General features: G+C 68.5%; 22 protein-coding genes. 6 read left to right on the plus strand and 16 right to left on the minus strand.

Annotated features, from left to right (window positions below; all coding sequences use genetic code 11):
- Window positions 1-42: 42 nt before the first annotated feature.
- Window positions 43-1,470 carry an FAD-binding oxidoreductase gene (locus KUD94_RS11460; protein ID WP_218237336.1) on the plus strand — a complete coding sequence of 476 codons (1,428 nt, stop codon included), beginning with the start codon at window positions 43-45 and terminating at the stop codon, window positions 1,468-1,470.
- Between the two features lie 22 nt (window positions 1,471-1,492).
- On the opposite strand, the gene KUD94_RS11465 is transcribed toward KUD94_RS11460, so the two are convergent.
- The 11 genes from KUD94_RS11465 to mnmG all read right to left on the minus strand — a co-directional run bounded on the left by KUD94_RS11465 (window position 1,493) and on the right by mnmG (window position 11,829).
- On the minus strand, window positions 1,493-1,900 hold the full coding sequence (locus tag KUD94_RS11465; protein ID WP_218237337.1) for a hemerythrin domain-containing protein: 408 nt from the start codon (window positions 1,898-1,900) through the stop codon (window positions 1,493-1,495).
- 121 nt (window positions 1,901-2,021) lie between these two features.
- On the minus strand, window positions 2,022-2,948 hold the full coding sequence (locus tag KUD94_RS11470) for an alpha/beta hydrolase (protein ID WP_218237338.1): 927 nt from the start codon (window positions 2,946-2,948) through the stop codon (window positions 2,022-2,024).
- Entirely contained in the window at window positions 2,945-3,892 is a 948-nt protein-coding gene (locus KUD94_RS11475; protein ID WP_218237339.1) for a penicillin-binding protein activator LpoB, read from the minus strand. Before KUD94_RS11475 ends, KUD94_RS11470 begins: the two co-directional genes overlap by 4 nt.
- Window positions 3,893-3,906: 14 nt before the next feature.
- Window positions 3,907-4,521 (minus strand): penicillin-binding protein activator LpoB, encoded by a 615-nt coding sequence (lpoB, locus tag KUD94_RS11480; RefSeq protein WP_218237340.1) that lies wholly within the window; start codon window positions 4,519-4,521, stop codon window positions 3,907-3,909.
- A 31-nt stretch (window positions 4,522-4,552) separates the two neighbouring features.
- Window positions 4,553-4,945: a YcfL family protein gene (locus KUD94_RS11485; protein ID WP_218237341.1), complete on the minus strand. Its 393-nt coding sequence runs from the start codon at window positions 4,943-4,945 to the stop codon at window positions 4,553-4,555.
- Window positions 4,946-4,970: 25 nt separating this feature from the next.
- Window positions 4,971-6,416, minus strand: coding sequence for a COG3014 family protein (locus tag KUD94_RS11490; protein WP_255568774.1), 1,446 nt, complete (start codon window positions 6,414-6,416; stop codon window positions 4,971-4,973).
- Window positions 6,417-6,588: 172 nt separating this feature from the next.
- Window positions 6,589-7,344 (minus strand): class I SAM-dependent methyltransferase, encoded by a 756-nt coding sequence (locus KUD94_RS11495; protein ID WP_218237342.1) that lies wholly within the window; start codon window positions 7,342-7,344, stop codon window positions 6,589-6,591.
- Between the two features lie 99 nt (window positions 7,345-7,443).
- On the minus strand, window positions 7,444-8,361 hold the full coding sequence (locus KUD94_RS11500) for a ParB/RepB/Spo0J family partition protein (RefSeq protein ID WP_218237343.1): 918 nt from the start codon (window positions 8,359-8,361) through the stop codon (window positions 7,444-7,446).
- Window positions 8,362-8,371: 10 nt separating this feature from the next.
- On the minus strand, window positions 8,372-9,145 hold the full coding sequence (locus tag KUD94_RS11505) for a ParA family protein (protein ID WP_218237344.1): 774 nt from the start codon (window positions 9,143-9,145) through the stop codon (window positions 8,372-8,374).
- Between the two features lie 69 nt (window positions 9,146-9,214).
- Entirely contained in the window at window positions 9,215-9,874 is a 660-nt protein-coding gene (rsmG, locus tag KUD94_RS11510) for a 16S rRNA (guanine(527)-N(7))-methyltransferase RsmG (RefSeq protein ID WP_218237345.1), read from the minus strand.
- Window positions 9,871-11,829, minus strand: a complete 1,959-nt coding sequence (gene mnmG / locus KUD94_RS11515) for a tRNA uridine-5-carboxymethylaminomethyl(34) synthesis enzyme MnmG (RefSeq protein WP_218237346.1) — start codon at window positions 11,827-11,829, stop codon at window positions 9,871-9,873. Before mnmG ends, rsmG begins: the two co-directional genes overlap by 4 nt.
- An 89-nt stretch (window positions 11,830-11,918) precedes the next feature.
- Between mnmG and KUD94_RS11520 the strand changes: the two genes are divergently transcribed.
- The gene (locus KUD94_RS11520) at window positions 11,919-13,034 is read left to right on the plus strand and encodes an alkene reductase (RefSeq protein WP_218237347.1); all 1,116 of its coding nucleotides are present in this window, start codon (window positions 11,919-11,921) and stop codon (window positions 13,032-13,034) included.
- On the opposite strand, the gene cueR is transcribed toward KUD94_RS11520, so the two are convergent.
- From cueR to KUD94_RS11535, 3 genes are all read right to left on the minus strand, one after another.
- Complete coding sequence (gene cueR / locus KUD94_RS11525) at window positions 13,013-13,462, minus strand: Cu(I)-responsive transcriptional regulator (RefSeq protein WP_218237348.1); 450 nt, start codon at window positions 13,460-13,462, stop codon at window positions 13,013-13,015. The two genes, KUD94_RS11520 and cueR, sit on opposite strands and share 22 nt — an antisense overlap.
- Window positions 13,459-13,656 carry a heavy-metal-associated domain-containing protein gene (locus KUD94_RS11530; protein ID WP_146912483.1) on the minus strand — a complete coding sequence of 66 codons (198 nt, stop codon included), beginning with the start codon at window positions 13,654-13,656 and terminating at the stop codon, window positions 13,459-13,461. The genes cueR and KUD94_RS11530 overlap by 4 nt, the downstream gene beginning before the upstream one ends.
- A gap of 108 nt (window positions 13,657-13,764) precedes the next feature.
- Complete coding sequence (locus KUD94_RS11535) at window positions 13,765-15,786, minus strand: cation:proton antiporter (RefSeq protein ID WP_218237349.1); 2,022 nt, start codon at window positions 15,784-15,786, stop codon at window positions 13,765-13,767.
- A gap of 138 nt (window positions 15,787-15,924) precedes the next feature.
- Here KUD94_RS11535 and KUD94_RS11540 point away from each other — a divergent pair, with 138 nt between their 5' ends.
- From KUD94_RS11540 to KUD94_RS11550, 3 genes are read left to right on the plus strand one after another with little or no spacing between them, the layout of a single operon-like run.
- A complete protein-coding gene (locus tag KUD94_RS11540) occupies window positions 15,925-18,171 on the plus strand; it encodes a cation-translocating P-type ATPase (protein ID WP_218237350.1) in 2,247 nt (748 codons plus the stop codon).
- A gap of 8 nt (window positions 18,172-18,179) precedes the next feature.
- Window positions 18,180-18,881 (plus strand): MOSC domain-containing protein, encoded by a 702-nt coding sequence (locus KUD94_RS11545; protein ID WP_218237351.1) that lies wholly within the window; start codon window positions 18,180-18,182, stop codon window positions 18,879-18,881.
- Window positions 18,882-18,909: 28 nt separating this feature from the next.
- A complete protein-coding gene (locus tag KUD94_RS11550; RefSeq protein ID WP_218237352.1) occupies window positions 18,910-19,407 on the plus strand; it encodes a C40 family peptidase in 498 nt (165 codons plus the stop codon).
- Window positions 19,408-19,419: 12 nt separating this feature from the next.
- On the opposite strand, the gene KUD94_RS11555 is transcribed toward KUD94_RS11550, so the two are convergent.
- Complete coding sequence (locus KUD94_RS11555; RefSeq protein ID WP_218237353.1) at window positions 19,420-19,965, minus strand: acyloxyacyl hydrolase; 546 nt, start codon at window positions 19,963-19,965, stop codon at window positions 19,420-19,422.
- 97 nt (window positions 19,966-20,062) lie between these two features.
- Entirely contained in the window at window positions 20,063-20,602 is a 540-nt protein-coding gene (locus tag KUD94_RS11560; RefSeq protein ID WP_218237354.1) for a Spy/CpxP family protein refolding chaperone, read from the minus strand.
- 198 nt (window positions 20,603-20,800) lie between these two features.
- Between KUD94_RS11560 and KUD94_RS11565 the strand changes: the two genes are divergently transcribed.
- Window positions 20,801-21,694, plus strand: coding sequence for a recombination-associated protein RdgC (locus KUD94_RS11565; RefSeq protein ID WP_218237355.1), 894 nt, complete (start codon window positions 20,801-20,803; stop codon window positions 21,692-21,694).
- Window positions 21,695-21,707 lie beyond the last annotated feature (13 nt).

Raw genomic sequence — 21,707 nt, forward strand, 5'->3', positions numbered from 1 at the left:
CGTGCGTCCCTAGAATGGTCGCTCCCGCATCCGGAGACACCCATGAACGCACCCCAGGACAGCGCCCATTTGCTGCCGCAGATCGCCCCGCGCCCCGTGCCCCAGACGCTGATCGATGCCCTGAGCGCGCGCTTTGGCGCCCAATGCTCTACCGCACTGGCGGTGCGCGAGCAGCACGGGCGCGATGAATCCCCCTTCACCACGGTGCCGCCGCCCGCGGCCGTGGTGTTTGCCGAGAGTACCCGGGACGTGGCCGACGCGGTGCGCCTGGCCAGCGAACATGCGGTGCCGGTCATCCCCTGGGGCGTGGGTTCTTCGCTTGAGGGCCACGTGCTGGCGGTGCAAGGCGGCATCAGCATCGACGTGGGCCGCATGGACCGCGTGCTCTCGGTCAATGCCGACGACCTCACCGTGACGGTGCAGCCGGGCATCACGCGCAAGGCCTTGAACGACGCGGTCAAGGACACCGGCCTGTTCTTCCCGATAGACCCGGGCGCGGACGCGAGCATAGGCGGCATGACCGCCACGCGCGCCAGCGGCACCAATGCGGTGCGCTACGGCACCATGCGCGAGAACGTGCTGGCGCTGGAAGTGGTGACCGCCAGCGGCGAAGTGATCCGCACCGGCACCCACGCGCGCAAGAGCAGCGCGGGCTACGACCTCACGCGGCTGATGGTGGGCAGCGAAGGGACGCTGGGCATCTTCACCGAGATCACAGTGCGCCTGTACCCGCTGCCCGAGGCGGTGAGCGCGGCGATCTGCTCGTTTCCGAGCGTGGAGGCGGCGGTGCGCACCGTCATCCAGACGATACAACTGGGCGTGCCGATCGCGCGCGTGGAGCTGATCGACGCCAACAGCGTGCGCGGCGTCAACCGCCACAGCAAGCTGAACCTGCGCGAAGCGCCGCTGCTGCTCATGGAATTCCACGGCTCGCCGGCCGGCGTGAAGGAGCAGGCCGAAACCGTGCAGGAGATTGCCAGCGAGTACGGCGGCGCCGACTTCGAATGGGCCGACACGCCCGAGGAGCGCACGCGGCTTTGGACCGCGCGGCACAACGCCTACTTTGCCGCGGTGCAAAGCCGCCCGGGTTGCCGCTGCATCACCACAGACACCTGCGTGCCGATCTCGCGCCTGGCCGACGCGCTGCTCGACAGCGTGGCCGAGGCCGACGCCAGCGGCATCCCCTACTTCCTGGTCGGCCATGTGGGCGACGGCAACTTCCACATGGGCTACCTGATCGACCCGGAAGATCCGCAGGAGCGCGCGCTGGCCGAGCAGCTCAATCACCAGTTGGTGCGCCGCGCGCTGCGCCTGGGCGGCACCTGCACCGGCGAGCACGGCGTGGGCGTGCACAAGATGGGTTTTCTCGCCGAGGAAGCTGGCGCGGGCGCGATCGAGATGATGCGCGCGATCAAGCGCGCGCTCGACCCGAAGAACATCCTGAACCCGGGCAAGATCTTCCTGCTCTGAAGCGCGCGGGCGCCCGCCGGGTTCACATCGCCTCGATGCGCGGATAGAACTCGCGGTTTTCCTGCTGCATGCGGTCCCACACCGGTTTGAGCGTGAGGTTGGCCGCACGCCGAAAGCCGTCGTAGTCGGCCGCGATCTTGGCGCCGATGTTCCAGTTGCGCGCAAACGCCATGAAGCGCTGGGCAATGTCGGCCATCTCGCGCTCGAAGCGCTGGCTCATCGCGACGATGTCGGGGTCACCGGACTTTTCCAGCGAGGGGTAGAGGAATTTGTCCTCGGCCGCCAGGTGCAGGCGCAAGGTGGTGGAAAACTTGACCAGCGCGGCGGCAATTTCGTCGGCTGCGGGCACGCCCAGCCGGGTCAGGTCGCGCAGGTGCTGGATACCGCTCAGGATGGCCAGGTGGTCGGCCTTGAATTTGTCGATGTTCATGGGGCAATTCCTCGTCGGCAGAGAAGGCGGGGATGGGCGCCGTGTGCAATGGCACCCGCTGCGGCGATGCTACATTTGCACACGTTTTTGCGCATGCGAACGATTCGCATCCACAAACATTTCAGGGGATTTGCCTGAACACCGCGCACCAGGGCTGCGCTGGCGCGCGCGCCCACTGCTCCAGACGGCCCCAAAGCCATTGCAAACCGTCGCGTCCGGGCGACTGCAGGTCGTGGTCGGCGCCGGGCAGCATCACCGCGCAGTAGGGTGCGGCGCGCGCTGCTGCCAGCTCGCGAAAGCGCTCGTAGGCCTCTTGCGGCACCAGCGCGTCGCGCTCGCCCCAGACCTGCACCAGCGGCCAGGGGCCGGCAAGCAAGGGCTCTTGCACCGGCCAGTGCCAGAGCGCGCGCCAGTAGCGCAGGCTGCGGCCTTCGACGACTTCGGTGTCCGGCCGGCTCCCGGCCTGGGCGCGCGCCAATGCCTCCCAGGCGTCGGCGGCGCCCAGGCGCTGCGCCTGCAGCCGCCCGGCTTCGACCGGGTCCAGGCCGCTGCCCGCTACCAGCACCAGGGCTGTGGGCTGCAGTCGCGCGGCAAGCGGCGCCAGCAGTTCCGCCCCTTCGGAGATGCCCAGCAGCACCAGCGGCGCGTCTCCGGGGCGCTGGGCCAGCCAGTGCCGGGCGGCGGCCAGCGCGTCGGCCTGCCACTGAGGGTGGGCGTCCTGCTGCACGAAGTCCGGCGGGCACTGATGCGCCGCGGTCGTGGCGTCGGCGCGCACGCCGCGCTTGTGCAGCACCAGGACGCGCGCATGCAGCAGCGCGGCAAAGTAGCGGTCGGCGATCGCGCCCATGCCGGCGCAACCCGAGCCGGGCAGCACGATGAGGCGCAGGCGCTCGCGCGCGGCGCGGGCCGGGCGCTCCAGCGCCTGCAGCAGCGCGCCGCCCTCGCCCGGCAGCGCCAGGGCCGTGAAGCCGGCACCGGCAGATACCCCAGCGCTGGCCGCCAGCAGCAGCGCGCAGGCGAGCCGGCGGCGCAGCGCCCCCAGCCTCAACGCAGGATGAGGACTTGCTCGGGCTGGGGTGCGGGCACGGGCTGGCCGGCCGGGTACACCAGGGGCGCACCCGGACGCTGCACGGCCATGCCGGGCGCCGTCAGGCCAAGCTGCGCCATGAGCTGCTGGTAGACGTCCTGGGCGAGCGAGAGCGAGGTCTCGCGCATCACCTTGGCGCGGTTGGGCGGCGCCACGTCACCGCGGATCGAGAGGATCTTGGTGTCGTTGCCCTCGCCCTGGGCCGAGAACGCGGCCTTGATCTCGTGCGTCTTGGTGTGGATCAGAGAAAAATCCGCGAGCAACTGCAGGCCGTACTGCCGCGTGGCACTGGTCGTGCCTTGCAGCGGCGAGAGCGCGTCGGTGAAGTCTATGGAACTGACCGAGCCGAAGAGCACGTAGTCGGCGCCCTGGAATTCGCCCTTGCGGATGCGCGCGATGATGTCGGTCACCGAGGGCTGGGCGCGCGGTGTGGCCATCTTGCCGCCCTGCACCTGGCCGAGCACCTGCTCGGCCTTGCTCGCCTGCGGCGCGCCGGCGTCAAAGCCCTTGCCCTGCACCAGCTTGAAGAAGCTGCCCTGCAGCAGCGCGCCCTTGATGTCGTTGGTGTAGCCGGCCAGGTCGCGCTGCTCGATGTAGCTGTAGCGCCCGGCCACGTAGGTGCCGCTGTGCTGCTCCGACGCCTGCAGCGACTCGCTGCCCGAAGACGAATGCGAGCCGCTGAAGCGGCCGTGGCTCGCGCTGTCGCGGTAGTTGCTGCGCGCGTTGACCTGGCTGCTGCCCTGGTGGGTGCCGACGATGAAGTACTCGGACACCTGCTGGGCATAGGCCAGGTTGGTCACGGCAATGCGTACCGGCGCGCCGGCGTGCTGCGCCCAGGCCGCGCCGGCGAAGCTGCCCGCGGCCCACAGCGCACAGGCCAGGCCCAGAGTGGTTCTGCGTTGCATGATGGCTTGCTCCCTCAGCGCTGGCTGGTCTTGCGGATTTCTTTCTCGTCCTGCCATTCGATCGTGCCCTCTTCCACGTCGAACATCTTGAGCGTGAACTTGTAGAACACGTCCTTGGTGCTGGCGGACTGCTTGACGATGCTGGTCAGCTCGCCTTCGAGCTGGTATTTGGCCGCGGTCATGCGCCCGAGCCTGGCGGTCGAGCCCTGCTTGTACAAGCCGCTCTGGTTCTGGCGCTGCAGCTCGTCCACGCCCTCCTGCATTTCGGCGATCGAGCGGGTAAAGCGCACCTTGCCCGACTTGACCAGCGCGGTCTGGATCGAGTTCATGATGTTGGTGGTGTCGATGTACTCGCTGGTCTTGTTCTTCACGCGCGAGATCGTCACCGTGGGGCGCCCCTGGAAGATGCCGGTCTCCAGCAGGTTGCCGGTCATCCGCTCGGCAATCATCTGCAGGTCGGTGGAGCCGAATTCGTTGGTCACAAGCTCGACCGCCTTGGCGTCGCCATAGTTGACCTGCCGATCAAAGCGCACCACGGGCGAAGACACGTAAGTGCTCTGGCAAGCGGCCAGCGCCAGCGTGGCGCCGGCCAGCGCGAGGCGCGCGCCTCGGTGATACGGGGTATTCATGGACTCTGTCCCTCCTGCGGTTGCGGCGCGCTCAGCGCGACTCGACGTTCATCTCGAGGCGCAGATCCACGGCCATGGCGTGCGGGGCCACGCTCTTGACCGTCTGCTGCGCCAGGCCAAGCACGCGAATCTGTTTCCAGACCTCGCCGTCGCCGACCTGGTTGCCCACGCTGTCGAGCCACTTGAAGCGGTAGAAGACGGTGCGGTCGGGCTGCTCCATGTTGGTCAGATCGGCCTGGACGGTGAGCACGTCGTTGCGCCGCACCAGGCGCATTTCGGTCACTGCAATGCCCTGGGCCGGCCCGCGCAGCGCCATCTTCGCGGCGACCGCGGGCGGCGTGGCGGGGTCATGCTGGGCCAGCGCCGGCAGGCCCATGGTGCTGGCGCCCACGACGACGGCGCCGAGTACGGTGCGAAATCGCATGGTGACTCCCTCCCTCGATTGAAAGCTATTTGTTCTTCGCGGCCACCGGGCGGTCTGGCGCCTGGGGCGTGGCTGCCACGGGGGCAAGCTGGCCGATCTTGGCGACCTCGCCGACCAGCACCCGGTCGCCGTAGATGCGCAAGGGTACCAGCGCGTACTGACCGCCGATGTCCACGGTGCCGGTGACTGCGCGCCCGTCGATCGCGAGCTGGTGCGCGCCCGGCGGCAGATAGCCGCGCGCGACATAGATGCGACCAGGCAGCATGCGCCACATGCGATCGTCGGCCTTCTCGGTCGCGACCGAGGCCACGGCGCCGATGAGCGCGCCCAGCAGGCCGGCGTTCTTCTGCAGCTGGTCCTGCATCACGCCCTTGGCCAGCGCCCGCGTGAAGCCGCGCAGCACCATGCCGGGCATCTGGTCCTTGAGCGCGCGGCGCGCCATCACGTTCACGTCCACCACGCGCTCGAGCGCCAGCTCGTGCTGGTCCATGGAGAGCTTGCCCAGCAAGGCGTCCTGCGAGGGCTGGATCACCGGGTAGGAGATGCTTGCCGTCACCAGCCCGCGCCCCGTGGGCACCGGCAGCGTGAAGGCCTGAGGCTTGCGCGCGGGCGCGTCGCCGGCTTCGACGATGAAGAGCACGTCGGTCATCTGCTGGCGGCGCTTCCAGGTGAAGCTGGTGCGCTCGTCCAGGCCGCGCAAGCCCTCATCGAGCACGGCGGTGCCGGGCTTGAGCTCGATCGCGTGGCGGTAGCCGGGCGCGGCCAGATCGGGCTCATTGAGCACCTCGTAGAGAAAGCCCGAGAGGTAGTGGCTCAGCGCGTTGGAGTAACCGTTCTTGAGCTCCAGCACCTCCGGGTCGTCCAGGGTCTCGACGGGGTAGCCGTTGAGCTCCATGCCGCCTTTCCTGGCGCCCTTTTCTTCGGCTTCTTTTTCGGCTTCGGCCACTTCCTTGGCGCGGAATTCGGCGATCACCGCCTCGCGCTCATGGGTGCGCTTGATGTCTACGCGCGCGCCATCAACATCGCCCAGCGCGATGCGGTTGAGCGCCAGGCGCGTGGTCAGGAAGACCTTTTCATAGTCTTCGCCCTCATAGGTCTTGAGCCGCTCGCTGATGAGCGCCGCACCCACATTGCCCATGAGCTTCTCGGGCTGGGTCTTGGCGGTGTCTTCCCATTCCTTGACGCGCTCGTCGGCCACCAGGAAGGACTCGGTGCTGGCCGCGTAGCGGTTTTGCAGCCGCAGCAGCTCGCCACGCTCGAGGTTGTAGAGCAGCGCCTTCTTGTCGCCCTCTGACGGAGCCGAGGCGTCGAGGCGGGCGATCGCCGCCGGAATGCCGCCGGAGCGGCTGGCGCTCTGCACTTCGCTGGCCAGTTCGTCGTGGCTGGCCATGTTGGCGCAGCCGGCCATGAAGGCGGCAAGACACAGCGTCGCCCAGACGCGGGCCGCCGGCAGGGGGCGTGGGGTCCTCATGATGCTCTCTCCTCTCTTGGGGCCTTGCTTGCGGCGCGCCCCGCGCCCAGCCGGCCCCTTCGCCGTTGTTTCCCGCACTCTCGTGGTGCGTGGCAAGGCGCCGAGGATACCAACTTTTACCGTTTGCGCGGCGAATATCCCCGCCCGTGCAGGCTGGCAATTTCTCTTGTCGTCAGGCCGCTTGGCTTGCCGCCAGTGCCGCAAGACAGGGCGCCTGGTAAATCCACAGAGGGCGCCCCGCGGGCGTGCGCAGACAGGCGTGCGCGGGCACGTCGGGCAGCGCGAACTCCAGGCTCACCAGCCAACTGCCGGGCGCCATCTCGGCGCTCTTGATGAGCGCACGGCTCATGCTCTCGGGGCGCTGGAACAGGTAGACCAGCTGGTAGCCGTTCCAGTCGGCGGCCCAGATGTCGGCGCGGCGCACCTGCGCCCAGGGGCAGCGCAGCGCGCACAGCCAGCGCAGCGGCCAGCTCCATTCCAGACCATGGAGGCGCGCCTGCGGGTAGGCGCGGCGCAGCGCGCGCAGGCCATCGCCCAGGCCGCAGCCGGCGTCCAGGATGTGCGCGCCGGCGGGCAGCGGCGCCGCCGCGGGCAGAGCGTCGAGCGCCCCGGGCGGCGTGGGAAACAGGGGCGCGTCGCGCCAGGCGTGCAAGGGATAGACGAGCAGCAGCATCGCCGCCGGCAGCAGCCAGACCCAGGCGGCAAACAGCGCGTGTCCGCTGAATGCGAGCGACAGCGGAAAGCCCGCAGCCACCAGCACACGGCGCCACCAGCGACGCGTGGCCACGCTCGCGATGAGCCCGGTGAGCGTGGCCAGCAACATGGCCGCAAGCGCCCCCAGCGTGCGCCACAAGAGCAGGTAGAGCAGCCAGCACAGCGCCCAGGCCAGCAGCGCGGGCAGAGGCCAGGGAAGACTGCGGCGTGCCATGGTGCAAATCCTAATGGCGCCCTGCGCCCGCGACGCTGGTTGGCGCGGCTCGCCCGAAGCCGCCCCGGCGCCGCTTGCAAGCGGGCACGCGAGACACCGCTAGCCGCGCAGTCGCTCGATCAGCCCGGTGAGCGCGTCGAGCGAGCCGAACTGGATTGCGACTTCGCCCATTTCTTCCACCCGGCTGCCACGCTTGACGCGCTTTTTCACACGCACCTCGACCTCGGCCGTCAGCAGGTCGGAGAGCTCCTCTTCCACCCGGCGGATGTCGCGCGGCTTCTCTTTCTTGGGCTTTTGCGGCACCAGGTTGAACTCGGCACCCAGCTTCTTCACCAGCCGCTCCGTCTCGCGCACCGAGAGCTTGCGCGCCACGATTTGGTTGCCCGCGGTGATCTGCGCGGCCCGCTCCAGCGCCAGCAGCGCGCGCGCGTGGCCCATGTCGATGTCGCCGGCCATCAGCATGGTCTGCACCGGCGCCGCCAGGTTGAGCAAGCGCAGCAGATTGCTGGTTGCGCTGCGCGAGCGCCCCACGGCCTGCGCCACCTGCTCGTGGGTGTAGCCGAACTCCCGGATCAGGCGCTGCAGGCCCTGGGCCTCTTCCAGCGGGTTCAAGTCTTCGCGCTGGATGTTCTCGATCAGCGCCATCGCGGCAGCGGCCTCGTCCGCCACGTCGCGCACCAGCACCGGCACCTCGGCCAGGCCCGCGAGCTGCGACGCGCGAAAGCGCCGCTCGCCCGCGATGATCTCGTAGCGGCCGGCATTCTCTCCGGCGGCAAGCCGGCGCACCAGGATGGGCTGCATCACGCCCTGGGCCTTGATGCTCTCGGCCAGCTCATAGAGCGCGCCTTCGTCCATGCGCGTGCGCGGCTGGTAGCTGCCGGGCACGAGGGCGTCGAGCGGAAGGCTGCCTGGCGCGGTTTGCCCCTCCGGACTCTGGCTGGCGTCCGGGCTGCTGACCCGGGGGCCGAGCAAGGCCTCCAGCCCCCGCCCCAGACCCTTGGGTTTCCTGCTTGCCATCATTTGCCTCTCATTGCATGCGCTGCACGCGTTGCACCATCTCTTGCGCAAAGGCCAGGAATGCCTGGCTGCCCCGCGCTCCTGCATCGAACACCACGCCCGGCAAACCATAGCTCGGCGCCTCGGCCAGGCGCACGTTGCGCGGGATCACGGTGTCGAACACCTTGTCGCCAAAATGGCTCTTGAGCTGTTCACTGACCTGTTGCTGCAGCGTGATGCGCGGATCGAACATCACGCGCAGCAGGCCGATGATCTGCAGCTCGGGGTTGAGGTTGGCATGCACTTGCCGGATGGTGTTGACCAGATCGCTCAAGCCTTCGAGCGCAAAGTATTCGCACTGCATGGGCACGATCACGCCGTGCGCGCAGCACAGGCCGTTGAGCGTGAGCAGGCTGAGCGCGGGCGGACAGTCGATGAGGATGAAATCGTATTCCTGCTGCACGGCGGCCAGCGCGTGCTTGAGCCGGCGTTCGCGCTCGGGCAGGTCGACCAGTTCCACCTCGGCGCCCGCCAGTTCGCGGTTGGCGCCCAGCACCTGGTAGCCGCAGGCTTCGGAATTCACGCGCGCCTGCGCGACCTCGGCCTCGCCGAGCAGCACGTCGTACACGGTGTTTTCGAGCGCGCGCTTGTCCACCCCCGAGCCCATGGTTGCATTGCCCTGCGGGTCCAAGTCCACCATCAGCACCCGCTGCCCTATGCGGGCGAGCCCGGCAGCCAGATTGACCGTGGTCGTGGTCTTGCCGACGCCGCCCTTCTGGTTGGCGATGCAGAAAATTCTGGCCATGCTGCTGTCTGTGGAAATCTCTGAATCAAGGGCTGCGCCGCGCCGGCGTGAAGCAAGCGAGTGTATGCGCTAAGGAGCGGTCCGCATCCACACGAGGCAGCGCTGCGCCTGCAGTTGCGGCACCTGCAGTGGTTCCACGTGAAACACGCCGACCTGTGCGGGCAGAGCGTCTATCTCGTCCTGCGGATGCTTGCCCTTCATCGCCAGCCACACCCCCGAGCCCGTCGCCAGCAGGTGACGCGACAAGGCGGCAAAGTCGGCCAGCGACGCAAAGGCGCGGCTGCAGACCACATCGAAGCGCCCTTCGAGCGCCTCCACACGGCCATGCAACGCATGCAGATTGGGCAGCTTCAGCGCACCCGCGGCCTGGCGGATGAAGGCGGCTTTCTTGGCTACCGCGTCGACGCAAGTGACCTCGAGCTCAGGCAGGCAGATGGCGAAGACCACGCCAGGCAGCCCGCCGCCGGAGCCCACATCAAGCAGTCGCAGCCCCGCGGCCGACCCCCTGCCCTGCAGCTTGGTGCGCAGCGGCGCGACGGCGGCCAGGCTGTCGAGCAGGTGATGACTGAGCATCTCGCCCGGATCGCGCACCGCCGTCAGGTTGTAGACGCGGTTCCACTGCTGCAGCAGCGCCAGGTAAGCCAGCAACTGCTCTTGCTGGCGCGGCTCAAGTTCCAGATTCAGCTCGCGCAGCCCGGCGAGCAGCGCCCCATGCAAAGGCCCGCTCATGCGCGCACGAGCGGCTCGGCCTGCTTGCGAAAATGGCCCTTCTTCAGATGGACCAGCAAGAGCGACACCGCCGCAGGGGTGACGCCCGAAATGCGCGAGGCCTGGCCCAGGGTGTGTGGCCGATGCTTTTGCAGCAGTTGGCGCACTTCGAAGGACAGGGCCGATACCTGGCTGTAATCCAGGTCGTCTGGCAGCGGCAGGTTCTCATGCTGCGCGGCGCGCTGCACTTCTTCCTTCTGCCTGTCGATGTAGCCCGAATATTTGGCGGCAATCTCGACCTGCTCGATCACCGGTTCATGCAAGCTACCCAGGGTTTCACGTGAAACATCGGGAGCGGCAAATCGCCCGCCTGCCAGGCCCATCAGCGCTTCGTGGCCCACGCCGGGCCGGCGCAGCAAGTCGAACAGGTTGTACTCGTGCTCCAGCGCCTTGCCCAGCACGCGCTCGCTCTCCTGCGCAGCGACGATGGAGGGGTTGACCCAGGTGGACTTGAGCCTCTCGGTCTCGCGCGCCACAGCGTCGCGCTTGCGGCAAAACGCGTCCCAGCGCACATCGCCCACCAGGCCCAGACGCCGGCCGGTCTCGGTCAGGCGCATGTCGGCATTGTCCTCGCGCAGCTGCAGACGAAACTCTGCCCGGCTGGTGAACATGCGGTAAGGCTCGGTCACTCCGCGGGTGATGAGATCGTCGATCAGCACGCCCAGGTAGGCTTCGTCGCGCCGCGGCAGCCAGGGCGCCTCACCCTTGCACTGCAGCGCCGCATTCAGGCCGGCAAACAGGCCTTGCGCCGCCGCTTCCTCATAGCCCGTGGTGCCATTGATCTGACCGGCGAAGAACAGGCCGGCGATCGCACGGGTTTCGAAGCTGGGCTTGAGCGCGCGCGGGTCAAAGTAGTCGTACTCGATGGCGTAGCCGGGGCGCAGGATGTGCGCCTGCTCCAAGCCTTCTATGCTGCGCACCAGCTGGTACTGGATGTCGAAGGGCAGACTGGTCGATATGCCGTTGGGGTAGAACTCGTGGGTGTTCAAGCCCTCGGGTTCAAGAAAGATCTGATGGCTCTGCTTGTCGGCAAAGCGATGGATCTTGTCCTCCACGCTGGGGCAGTAGCGCGGGCCGGTGCCCTCGATCACGCCGGTGAACATGGGGCTGCGCTCCAGCCCGCTGCGGATGATCTCGTGGGTGCGGGCGTTGGTGTTGGTGATCCAGCAAGGCATTTGCTGCGGGTGCATTTCGGCGCTGCCCAGATAGCTGAACACCGGCAGCACCCCCTCGTTCACGCCGCCGGGCATGCCGTCGCCCGGCTGCAGGCTGCAGCGCGAAAAGTCGATGCTGCGCCCGTCCAGGCGCGGGGGCGTGCCGGTCTTGAGCCGCCCTTGCGGCAGTTTCAGCTCCTTGAGGCGTTGCGCCAGGCCGATGGCCGGAGGATCGCCGGCGCGCCCGCCCTGGTAGTGGTTCAGGCCCACATGAATCTTGCCGTTGAGGAAGGTCCCGGCGGTAAGCACCACGGCGCGGGCGCGAAAACGCAGGCCCAGCTCGGTGACCGCCCCCGCCACGCGCTCGCCTTCGAGCAGCAGGTCGACCACGGCCTGCTGAAACAGCCGCAGGCCGGGCTGGTTTTCCAGCCGCGCGCGGATGGCCTGGCGGTACAGCGCCCTGTCGGCCTGGGCGCGCGTGGCGCGCACCGCAGGGCCCTTGCTGCTGTTGAGAATGCGAAACTGGATGCCCGCTTCGTCAGTGGCCAGCGCCATCGCGCCGCCGAGCGCATCGACCTCCTTGACCAGATGGCCCTTGCCTATGCCGCCAATGCTCGGGTTGCAGCTCATCTGGCCCAGGGTCTCGATGTTGTGCGTGAGCAGCAGCGTCTTGCAGCCCATGCGCGCGCTGGCCAGCGCCGCCTCGGTGCCGGCGTGACCGCCGCCCACCACAATGACATCAAATTCCTCGGGATACCACATGCCTGTGCACACCAAAACGCCAGAGGCGGTATTGTCCCACCGCTAACCCATTGCCGTGTTTCACGTGAAACACGCCAGCCCTTGATCGAATGACCACGCTTTTCGACCCTCTGCAGACGGGCAAGTTCAGCCTTGCCAACCGCGTTGCCATGGCGCCTTGCACGCGCAACCGCTCACCGGGCGGCGTGCCGGTGGCGCTGAACGCCGAGTACTATGCCCAGCGCGCCGAGATGGGCCTCTTGATCACCGAAGGCACAGCCATCACCGCCCAGGGCCAGGGCTATGCGCATGTGCCCGGCCTCTACACGCCCGAGCAGCTGGCCGGCTGGCAGAAGGTCACCCGCGCGGTGCATGAGCGCGGCGGCTGCATCGTCACCCAGCTCTGGCACGTTGGCCGCGTGTCGCACACCAGCCTGCAGCCGGACTGCGCGGCGCCCGTCGCGCCGTCGGCCATCACCGCGCAGGCGCGCACCTTCATCCTCGACGCTGGCAGCGGCCAAGGCCATTTCGCCCCGACCTCGCCGCCCCGGGCGCTCGCAAGCCATGAGCTGCCCGCCCTGGTGCAGGATTTCGCCCGCGCTGCGCGCGCTGCGGTGCAAGAGGCCGGCTTTGACGGCGTGGAGCTGCACGGGGCCAACGGCTATTTGCTCGACCAGTTTCTCAAGGACGGCGCCAACCAGCGCAGCGACGACTACGGCGGCTCCATCGCCGCGCGCATGCGCTTCATGCTCGAGGTGGTGCAGGCAGTGGCGGCCGCCGTCGGCGGTGGGCGCGTGGGCATACGGCTGTCGCCGGTGACCCCGGCCAATGACATCCACGACAGCCAGCCGCAGCCGCTATTCGAGCAGCTCGCGCGCTCGCTCGCGCCGCTCAGTCTAGCCTATATCCATGTGATCGAAGGTGCGACCGGCGGCGCGCGCGAACTGGCCGAGCGGCCCTTCGACTACGCCGCCCTCAAGGCCGCCTACCGCGATGCGGGCGGGCGCGGCGCCTGGATGGTGAACAACGGCTACACCCGCGCGATGGCCATGGAGGCCGTCGCGAGCGGGCGGGCAGACATCGTTGCCTTCGGGCGCGACGCCATCGCCAACCCCGACCTCGTGCGCCGGCTGCGCCTGGGCGCGGCGCTCAACCCCTGGGACAAGAGCAGCTTCTATGGCGGCGGGGCGCGCGGCTATACCGACTACCCGGCGCTGCCCGCCTGAGCTGCGGCGCCGGGCGCGGCCAGCTCGTCCAGAATGGGGCATTCGGGGCGCTGGTCCCCGTGGCAGCACTCGACCAGCGCCTGCAGACTGCGGCGCATGTCCTGCATCGCGGCGATGCGCCGCTGCAGCTCTTGCACATGCCGCTGGGCGATCTCCTTGACCTGGCTGCTCGCGCGGCTGCGGTCCTGCCAGAGCCCGAGCAGCGCGGCGATCTCCTGCATGGAAAAGCCCAGCTCGCGCGCGCGGCGGATGAAGCGCAGGGTATGTACGTCGGCTTCGGTGTACTGGCGATAGCCGCCGTCGGTGCGCGCCACCTGCGCCAGCAGCCCGAGCGATTCGTAGTGGCGCACCATGCGCGCCGACACACCCGAACGCGCTGCCGCCTCGCCAATGGCCACCGGCCAGTGGGCGGCGGCGCGCACGCTCACTGCGCCACCTCGTAGCCCTCCTCGCGGATGGCGGCGGCGATGGCCTCGCGCGACTTGTCGCTTTGCACATCGACGCGGCCGCTGGGCAAGTCCACCTTGACCAGAGCCTCGGTGTCCACCTGGCGCACCGCGTGCACGATGGCGCGCTCGCAGTGACCGCAGGTCATGCCTTTGACGTCAAACTGGTATTGCATGGTTGTTGATCCTCCTGAAAAACCGCGCCCCTGAGGCCGCAGAACACCATGGTCTACCCTGACATTGTGTCAAGGTCAAGCGCGCATCGGCCGACCGGTGCAGGGGCTTCAGGGGTAGACCAGTATCTTGTTGACCGCCGGAAAGTGCTTCTCCAGCTTCAGCGGCAGCTGGTCCAGATACGGCGTGTGGCCCTCGTCGCCCTCGCGCGCCGAGACCATGATGAGCAGCTCGGTGTCCGACATCTTGCGAAAGACGATGAGGAAATCGTCCCAGTCGCTGAAATCGCTGTGCTCCAGCGGCACCGCGAGCTTGCTTTTCTTGAGGTAGTCCTTGACCACCTGCGCGGTGGCGCTGGCGCAATGCAGGTGCACGGTGGCCGAATGCTCGACCGCGAGCCGCGCGATCTTGCGCCAGTACAGCTCAAAGTGCTCCGACGCCTCCGCCTGCGGCGGCAGGATGACGAAGATGCCGGTGTACTTGCTCAACGGCGTGTCCAGGTTGCAGACCCAGAGCATCTTGCGCGTCTGGTAGAGCACGCTGCCAAACTTGTTGCCGATGAAGCCGGCCAGAAAGCCGTTCTTCTGCGGCCAGTTCATCACGATCAGGTCGGCGCCGATCTCGCGCGCGGTGCGCCCTATGCCGGTGCCGGGGTTGTGGTCGATGGTGGCCACGACGTTGACTTCCACGTCGGCGCCGCTCGCCTCGGCGCGCACCTCTTCCAGCGCCTGCTTGGCGCGCGCGACGTTTTCTTCAGCCTCGTCGGTATTGGGCACCACGGTCACCACGGTGAGCGGGGTGCTCGCCTTCTTGTCGCGGATCAGCACCGCCAGGCGCACCAGGTTCTCGAACTCGGTGGTCTCGGACAGCGGAATCAGTATCTGCTCGTCGTTCTGGTTGCCGTTGCGCGCCAGTTCCTGCGCATCCTCGGGTTTGCTTTCGAGCTTGCGCGCCGCCTTCTCGGTCACCACCGAAGCGATCACGCAGGAAGCAAGAATGATCACGATGATGGCGTTGATCACGTGGTCGTCGACGATGCCCGCGCGGTAGCCGACGATCACCACCGCCAGCGTGGCCGCGGCATGCGCCGAGCTCAGACCGAAGATCAGGTCGCGCTGCGGGCTTTTCAAACGGAAGATGCGCGCCGTCAGGTCCGCCGCCAGGTATTTGCCGGCAAAGGCGGTGATGGTCAGCGCCAGAGCGATCAAGAGCACGGTGAAGCCGTCGAACACCACGCGGATGTCCACGATCATGCCCACGCTGATCAGAAAGAAGGGAATGAAGAGCGAATTGCCGATGTACTCGATGCGGTTCATCAGCGCCGACGAGTTCGGTATCTGGCGGTTGAGCGCCAGGCCCGCGGCAAACGCCCCGATGATGGGCTCCAGGCTCGCCACCTCGGACAGGAAGGCCGACAGGAAGACGATGGCCAGCACGAAAATGTAGTGCGAATGCTTCTGGTGTGCCTGCTTCTCAAAGAAGCGCTTGGCCAGCCAGGGCACGACCAGCGCCATGAAGGCGACGAAGACGATGAGCGAGATGACCAGTCGCGTCCAGAACTCGGGCGTCAGGCCATCGCCGCGCGCGCCCAGGATCACCGCCAGCACCACCAGCACCCCGGTGTCGGTCAGGATGGTGCCGCCGACGGTGATGGCCACCGCCGGGTCCTTGGTCACGCCGTACTTGCTCGCGATCGGATAGGTCACGAGCGTGTGCGTCGCGAAGATGCTCGATATCAGCAGGCTGCCCCAGACGTCCATGCCCAGCAGGTAGTGGCAGACCGGAAAGCCCACCGCAAACGGTATCGTGAAGGTAGCCACGCCAAAGACGATGCTGCGGTTGGCATTGGCCTTGAACTCGATCAGGTTCAGCTCCAGCCCCGCCAGGAACATGATGTAGAGCAGCCCTATGGTCGAGAAGACGTCGACGAACAGGCTCTTTTCCAGGATGTTGAAGCCGTGCGGGCCGATCAATATGCCCGCCAGGATCAGGCCGATGATGTCCGGCGTGCGCACCTTCTCCAGCAGGATGGGCGAGGCCAGGATGATGAACAGGATCAGCGAAAAGATCAGCACCGGGCTTTGCAGCGGCAACTGAAACTGCTCAGCGAGCTTCGCGATGATGGGTTCCATGGGGAAAAAGCGGCCTTGAAAGACCAACGGGAGACAAGCGCGCGATTGTGGCATGCAGGCTGCCATCGGGGTGCTTGACTCTGCCAAGGTGTCAAGGTTTAGCCTGACGGCCAGGCAAGCGCACTGCAAGGAGAAACCATGAATACCGCCACAGCAAGCACCACTGCCACCCTCGACCTGGGTGTGGGGGGCATGACCTGCGCCAGCTGCGTCGCCCGGGTGGAGCGCGCGGTGCGCAAGCTGCCCGGCGTGCAGGACGCGAGCGTGAATCTGGCCACCGAATCGCTGCACCTGAGCTACGACGGCGCCGAGCCCGACATGGAGCTGCGCGCGCGCCGCGCGGTGCGCAATGCCGGCTACGAGCCGCGCGGCCTGCAGGAGCAGCAAACCGAGGCGGCGCAGCAAGGCCCCTGGACCGGCTTTGCCCCGGTGGCCGCCGGCCTGCTGCTGTCTGCGCCGCTGGTGCTGCCGATGTTTGGCGACCTCTTCGGTCGCGCCTGGATGCTGCCCGCCTGGCTGCAGTTTGTGCTGGCCACCCCGGTGCAATTCATTCTGGGCGCGCGCTTCTACCGCGCCGGCTGGCATGCGGCCAGAGCGCTCAGCGGCAACATGGACCTGCTGGTGGCGCTGGGCACGAGCGCGGGCTACGGCCTGTCCCTGTGGCTGTGGTGGACTGCGCCCGCAGGGCATGCGCCGCACCTGTACTTCGAGGCCTCGGCGGTGGTCATCAGCCTGGTGCTGCTGGGCAAGTGGCTGGAGACGCGCGCCAAGCGCCAGACGACCGCGGCCATACGCGCCCTGCACGCGCTGCGCCCCGATACCGTGGCCCTGCTCACGCCGGACGGCGAGGTGCAGGTGCCGATCGCCGAAATCATGGTGGGCGACCAGCTCGTGGTACGCCCGGGCGAGCGCATTCCCACCGACGCGCTGGTGCTCGAAGGCGAGTCGCAGGTGGACGAATCCATGCTCACCGGCGAGCCGCTGCCGGTGCCGCGCGCCAAGGGCAGCAGCGTCACCGGCGGCGCGATCAACGGTGAAGGCCGCTTGGTGCTGCAGGTCAGCGCCACCGGCAGCGAAACCGTGCTGGCACGCATCATTCGCCTGGTGGAAGACGCCCAGGCGGCCAAGGCGCCGATCCAGCGCCTGGTGGACAAGGTCTCGGCGGTCTTCGTGCCGGTGGTGTTGCTGATCGGGCTGTTCACGCTGCTCGCCTGGCTGTGGGCCGGCGCGGGTCTGGAGGCTTCACTGATCCACGCGGTCGCGGTGCTGGTCATCGCCTGCCCCTGCGCGCTGGGCCTGGCCACGCCCGCAGCCATCATGGCCGGCACTGGCGTGGCGGCGCGCCACGGCATCCTGATCAAGGACGCGCTGGCGCTGGAGCTTGCCCACCGGGTGGCCACCGTTGCCTTCGACAAGACCGGCACGCTGACCGAAGGCAAACCGCGCGTGAGCGCCTTCGTGCCCGCCGAGGGCGAGGACGAGAGCGCGCTGCTGGCCGCACTCGCCAGCCTGCAAAGCGGCAGCGAACACCCGCTGGCGCGCGCGGTGGTGCAGGCGGCGCGCGAACGCGGCCTGCCGGTACTCACCCCGCAAGCGGTGCGCGCCGTGGCCGGCCGCGGCACCGAGGGGCAGGTGCAAGGTCGCAGCTACCTGATCGGCAGTCTGCGCTGGATGCAAGAGCTCGGGCTGGCGCTGGGCAGCCTGGACGCGCGTGCCCGGGCGCTGCAGGCCGAGGGCGCAACGCTGTCCGTGATGGCCGAGCGCGGCGCCGACGGCCTGCAACCGCGCGCCCTGCTCGCCTTTGGCGACCAGCCCAAGCCCGGCGCGCGCCAGGCATTGGCCACGCTGCGCGCGCGCGGGCTGCGCAGCGTGATGATTTCCGGCGACAACCGCGGCGCGGCCGAGGCAATGGCGCGCCGCCTGGGCCTGCGCCCCGAAGAGGGCGAGGTCCTGGCCGAGGTGCTGCCCGGCGACAAGGCCGCGGCCATCCGCCAGCTGCAGGCCGGCGGCGCCGTCGTGGCCATGGTGGGCGACGGCGTGAACGACGCCCCGGCGCTGGCTGCGGCCGACGTGGGCATGGCCATGGGCAATGGCACCGACGTGGCCATGCACGCGGCCGGGATCACGCTGATGCGCGGCGACCCGCAGCTCGTGGCCGCGGCGCTGGACATCTCGCACCGCACGGTGCTCAAGATCCGCCAGAACCTGTTCTGGGCCTTCATCTACAACGTGGCTGGCATTCCGCTGGCGGCGCTGGGCTATCTGAGCCCGGTGGTTGCCGGCGCGGCCATGGCGCTGAGCTCGGTCAGCGTCATGGCCAATGCGCTGCTGCTGCGCCGCTGGCGCCCGCAGGGCGAGAATCGGGCATCCAGCGCGACCCAATAAGCCTTTTCATGCAGCCTCGTGTCCTCGGCACCGTCCACACCGTCTTGCGCGGGCCCGCCCGGCCCTATCTGCGCCTGGACGGCCGCGACGGGGGCTTGAGCGCCATCGACAAACAGGCCGTCACCGGGCCGGTGCAGGTCGGGTTCGACGGGCTGGCGGGCGATGAACAAGGCGATCGGCGCGTGCACGGCGGCCCCGACAAGGCGGTGCACCAGTATGCGCTGGAGCACTACGAGGCCTGGCGCCGAGAGCTCGGGCCGCTGGCCGTGCTGCAGGCGCCGCCCGCGTTTGGCGAGAACTTCTCCAGCACCGGCGTGAGCGAAGAGGACATTTGTCTGGGCGACCGGCTGCGCGTGGGCAGCTGCGTGCTCGAGGTCTCGCAGAGCCGCCAGCCCTGCTGGAAGCTCAACACCCGCTTCGGGCGCGCCGACATGGCGCTGCGCGTGCAGCAAAGCGGGCGCACCGGCTGGTACTACCGCGTGCTCGAACCCGGCCAGGTGCAGGCGGGCGACAAGCTGAACCTGCTCGAGCGCCCGCATCCCCGGTGGCCGCTGTCGCGCGTGATCACGCTGCTCTACGTCAAGGTGCTCGACCTCGCGCAGCTGCGCGAGCTCGCTGGCCTGCCGCTGACGCCCTCCTGGCAGAAGCTGGTGCGCCATCGGCTGGAGCGCCACAGCGTGGAAGACTGGGAACGGCGCACGCTGGGCTGAAGCGCCATCTGCTGCTACCCTCGCGCCCATGCTACGCCGCAGCCTCCTGATTGCCCCCGTGGGCGGCCTGCTTGCCGCCTGCGGGGCGCCGCGCCTGGCGCCGCCCGGTGCCGAATGGGACGCGCTGAGCCCGCCCCCGCCCAGCCGCATCAGCGACGAAGAGGCGAGCGACATCGCCATCCATGCGCTCGGCCTGGTGGGCACGCCTTACCGCTACGGCGGCAACACGCCCGAGGGCGGCTTCGACTGCAGCGGCCTGATCGGCTATGTCTATGGCAAAAGTGTTACCGGCATGCGCCCGCCGCGCACCGTCGCCGGGCTCAGCGGTTTCGGCGCGCCGCTGGCGCGCAATGGCTTGCGCAGCGGCGACCTGGTGTTGTTCGGCAGCGGCCGGCCGACGCACGCGGGCATTTACGTGGGGCAGGGGCGTTTTGTGCATGCGCCGTCCAGCGGCGGCACGGTGCGCCTGGACCGTCTGGACGGCCCCTACTGGTCGCGCCAGGCCACGAGCTACCGCCGCCCCTGAAGGCGCGCCTTGCTACCAGTGCAGCGCGTAGCGCAGCTGCACCAGATTGATGCCGGGGTTGGGCCGCTTGATGCGCGCGTTGGAGATGTGCTGCACGCTGAGCATCACTTCCTGCTGGCGCTGCTCGCCAAAGCGCAGCCCCACACCCAGGTGCGAAGCAAAGTTGAAGGCGGTGCTGAAGGCCTTGCCCGGCTTGCGGTAGAGGTGGTCCATCAGCGTGATGCCTATGCCCGCCTGCACGAACCACGGGGCCTGCCCTGCGTCGGGCGTCCAGCGCAGCACCGGCGTGAGTCCGAGCAGCCACAGGCCGCTGTGGCGCACGCCGCGGTAGTTCCAGCGGCTGGCGTAGGCGTCCCAATGGCCGCTGAGCGTGCCACTTGCGAGCTGCCAGCCGCTCGTCTTCCAGGGCAGCGTGGTGCCCAGCGTCAGCAAATGGGTGCCGCCCGAAGAGGCGCTGCCCTGCAGGTAGAACGTGGCTTGCGCATCGAGCGGCTGGGCCGCGGCGCCCGCTGCAAGCAGCGCCACAAGGGCTGCAGGAAAAAAGCGAAGCAGGGGCATGGGGCGGCTGTGGGCGGGTGGAGGGCCGCTAGTCTACGGCGAATGCCGCCGGCCGGCAGGCCGCCCCCGCGCCCGCCGGCCGCGCCCCAAACCTGCCTCAGGAAGCCGAGGCGCCGCGCTGCTGCTGCCCGTGGCGGTGCGCACCGTGGCGCTCGCCATGGCCGTGGTGCCCGCCGCGCAGGCCCTGAGCATCAAACACCTTTTGCTGCTCGGCGTTGAGCTGGGCGTAGAAGGCCTTGACCGCCTCGTCGCGCTGGTCCATGCGCGCCATCTGCTGCTCCCGCAGCGCACGCATGCGGTCGATGCGCTCTGGGGTGCTCAAGCCCTTGAGCTCGCCGCGCTGCAGGCGCGCGTGCTCGGCGGGCTGCAGCGCCTGTTGAAAGCGCTCCCAGGCGGGCATTTGGGCGGCGCTCAGTTGCAGCTTTTCCTTGAGCCGTTGCGCGCGCTGCTCGCGCTTTTGCTGCCAGCGTGCGCGCCGCTCGGCATGGCGGTCGGCGGCCGCCGGGGCGGCGCCTTGCACCTGGGCCTGCGCCTGGGTTTGCGCGGGGGCCTGATCGGCCGCCTGCACGCCAGCGGCGCCCAGAGCCAGCGCCGCCGCGGCCAGCGCGGCCCAGACGGGGGTGGTGAGTTTCTTCATGGTGCATCCTTTGCATGCAGTTGGAGATGCGAGCCAGTGTGCGCGGCGCATGTAAGCCGCCGGTGTGCGCCCGCTGCAGCTGTGTAAAGTTGCGAAAACCGGCCAGCAGCCGGCAGGAACGCAAGCCGTCATTTTTCAACCAAATATGGCTCCAGCCCTTTGTTGACAAGCGCTGGCAGCTATCACAAGAGTAGTCTTTTGTTCAAAAACCTCATCCTCTATCGCATTCACCCCGGCTGGAGTCCGGACCTTGGCGCACTGCAGGACGCGCTCGCCAGCCTGCCCTTTGTGCCCTGCAGCGCCAGCCAGGAGCAATCGGCCGGCTGGGTGCCGCCGCGCGGGCAGGAGCACGGCGCGCTGGCCGAGAGCGTGGCCGCTCAGTGGCTGCTGTGCTGGCAAACCGAAAGCCGCATGCTGCCGGCCAGCGTGGTCGCCCAGCGCGTGCAAGAAAAAGTGCAGGCCATTACCCGCGACAGCGGCCGCATACCCGGGCGCAAGGAAAAGCGCGAGCTCAAGGACGAAGCGCGGCTGGACCTGCTGCCGCGCGCCTTCACCCAGCGGCGCAGCCTGCGCGTATGGCTGGACCCGCACGCGCGCCTGCTGGCGATCGACAGCAGCAACCAGACCCGCGCCGACGCGGTAACTACCGCACTGGTCAAGGCGCTGCCCGGTTTTGCCCTTGCGCTGCTCGATACGCGCACCAGCCCGCAGGCGGCGATGAGCACCTGGCTGAGCGAGCGCCAGGCGCCGGCCGGTTTCAGCATCGACAACGAGTGCGAGCTCAAGTCCGGCGCCGCCGACAAGGCCGCGGTGCGCTACGCCCGCCATCCGCTGGACATCGACGAAGTGCCCGAGCACATTCGCGCCGGCAAGCTGCCCACGCGCCTGGCCATGAGCTGGCAGGCGCGCGTGAGCTTCGTGCTGACCGAAGGCCTGCAACTGCGCCGCCTGGCGCTGCTGGAAACCCAGGCTCAGGAAAACCAGCGCAGCGATGACGACTTCGACGCCAATCTTGCGCTCTACACCGGCGAACTCAGCCAGATGCTACCCGCGCTGATCGAAGCCCTGGGCGGCGAGCAGCCCGCTGCCTGAACCGGCAGACCCG

This window comes from Comamonas sp. NLF-1-9, from assembly GCF_019195435.1.
GTDB lineage: Bacteria > Pseudomonadota > Gammaproteobacteria > Burkholderiales > Burkholderiaceae_C > Comamonas_C.

What these genes read in the sequence shown, in the direction of transcription:
- KUD94_RS11460 (WP_218237336.1), top strand. Translation starts at nt 43, where the DNA reads ATGAACGCACCCCAGGACAGCGCCCATTTGCTGCCGCAGATCGCCCCG.
- KUD94_RS11465 (WP_218237337.1), bottom strand. Translation starts at nt 1,900, where the DNA reads ATGAACATCGACAAATTCAAGGCCGACCACCTGGCCATCCTGAGCGGT.
- KUD94_RS11475 (WP_218237339.1), bottom strand. Translation starts at nt 3,892, where the DNA reads ATGCAACGCAGAACCACTCTGGGCCTGGCCTGTGCGCTGTGGGCCGCG.
- lpoB (WP_218237340.1), bottom strand. Translation starts at nt 4,521, where the DNA reads ATGAATACCCCGTATCACCGAGGCGCGCGCCTCGCGCTGGCCGGCGCC.
- KUD94_RS11485 (WP_218237341.1), bottom strand. Translation starts at nt 4,945, where the DNA reads ATGCGATTTCGCACCGTACTCGGCGCCGTCGTCGTGGGCGCCAGCACC.
- KUD94_RS11490 (WP_255568774.1), bottom strand. Translation starts at nt 6,416, where the DNA reads ATGAGGACCCCACGCCCCCTGCCGGCGGCCCGCGTCTGGGCGACGCTG.
- KUD94_RS11495 (WP_218237342.1), bottom strand. Translation starts at nt 7,344, where the DNA reads ATGGCACGCCGCAGTCTTCCCTGGCCTCTGCCCGCGCTGCTGGCCTGG.
- KUD94_RS11500 (WP_218237343.1), bottom strand. Translation starts at nt 8,361, where the DNA reads ATGGCAAGCAGGAAACCCAAGGGTCTGGGGCGGGGGCTGGAGGCCTTG.
- KUD94_RS11505 (WP_218237344.1), bottom strand. Translation starts at nt 9,145, where the DNA reads ATGGCCAGAATTTTCTGCATCGCCAACCAGAAGGGCGGCGTCGGCAAG.
- rsmG (WP_218237345.1), bottom strand. Translation starts at nt 9,874, where the DNA reads ATGAGCGGGCCTTTGCATGGGGCGCTGCTCGCCGGGCTGCGCGAGCTG.
- mnmG (WP_218237346.1), bottom strand. Translation starts at nt 11,829, where the DNA reads ATGTGGTATCCCGAGGAATTTGATGTCATTGTGGTGGGCGGCGGTCAC.
- KUD94_RS11520 (WP_218237347.1), top strand. Translation starts at nt 11,919, where the DNA reads ATGACCACGCTTTTCGACCCTCTGCAGACGGGCAAGTTCAGCCTTGCC.
- KUD94_RS11530 (WP_146912483.1), bottom strand. Translation starts at nt 13,656, where the DNA reads ATGCAATACCAGTTTGACGTCAAAGGCATGACCTGCGGTCACTGCGAG.
- KUD94_RS11535 (WP_218237349.1), bottom strand. Translation starts at nt 15,786, where the DNA reads ATGGAACCCATCATCGCGAAGCTCGCTGAGCAGTTTCAGTTGCCGCTG.
- KUD94_RS11540 (WP_218237350.1), top strand. Translation starts at nt 15,925, where the DNA reads ATGAATACCGCCACAGCAAGCACCACTGCCACCCTCGACCTGGGTGTG.
- KUD94_RS11545 (WP_218237351.1), top strand. Translation starts at nt 18,180, where the DNA reads ATGCAGCCTCGTGTCCTCGGCACCGTCCACACCGTCTTGCGCGGGCCC.
- KUD94_RS11550 (WP_218237352.1), top strand. Translation starts at nt 18,910, where the DNA reads ATGCTACGCCGCAGCCTCCTGATTGCCCCCGTGGGCGGCCTGCTTGCC.
- KUD94_RS11555 (WP_218237353.1), bottom strand. Translation starts at nt 19,965, where the DNA reads ATGCCCCTGCTTCGCTTTTTTCCTGCAGCCCTTGTGGCGCTGCTTGCA.
- KUD94_RS11560 (WP_218237354.1), bottom strand. Translation starts at nt 20,602, where the DNA reads ATGAAGAAACTCACCACCCCCGTCTGGGCCGCGCTGGCCGCGGCGGCG.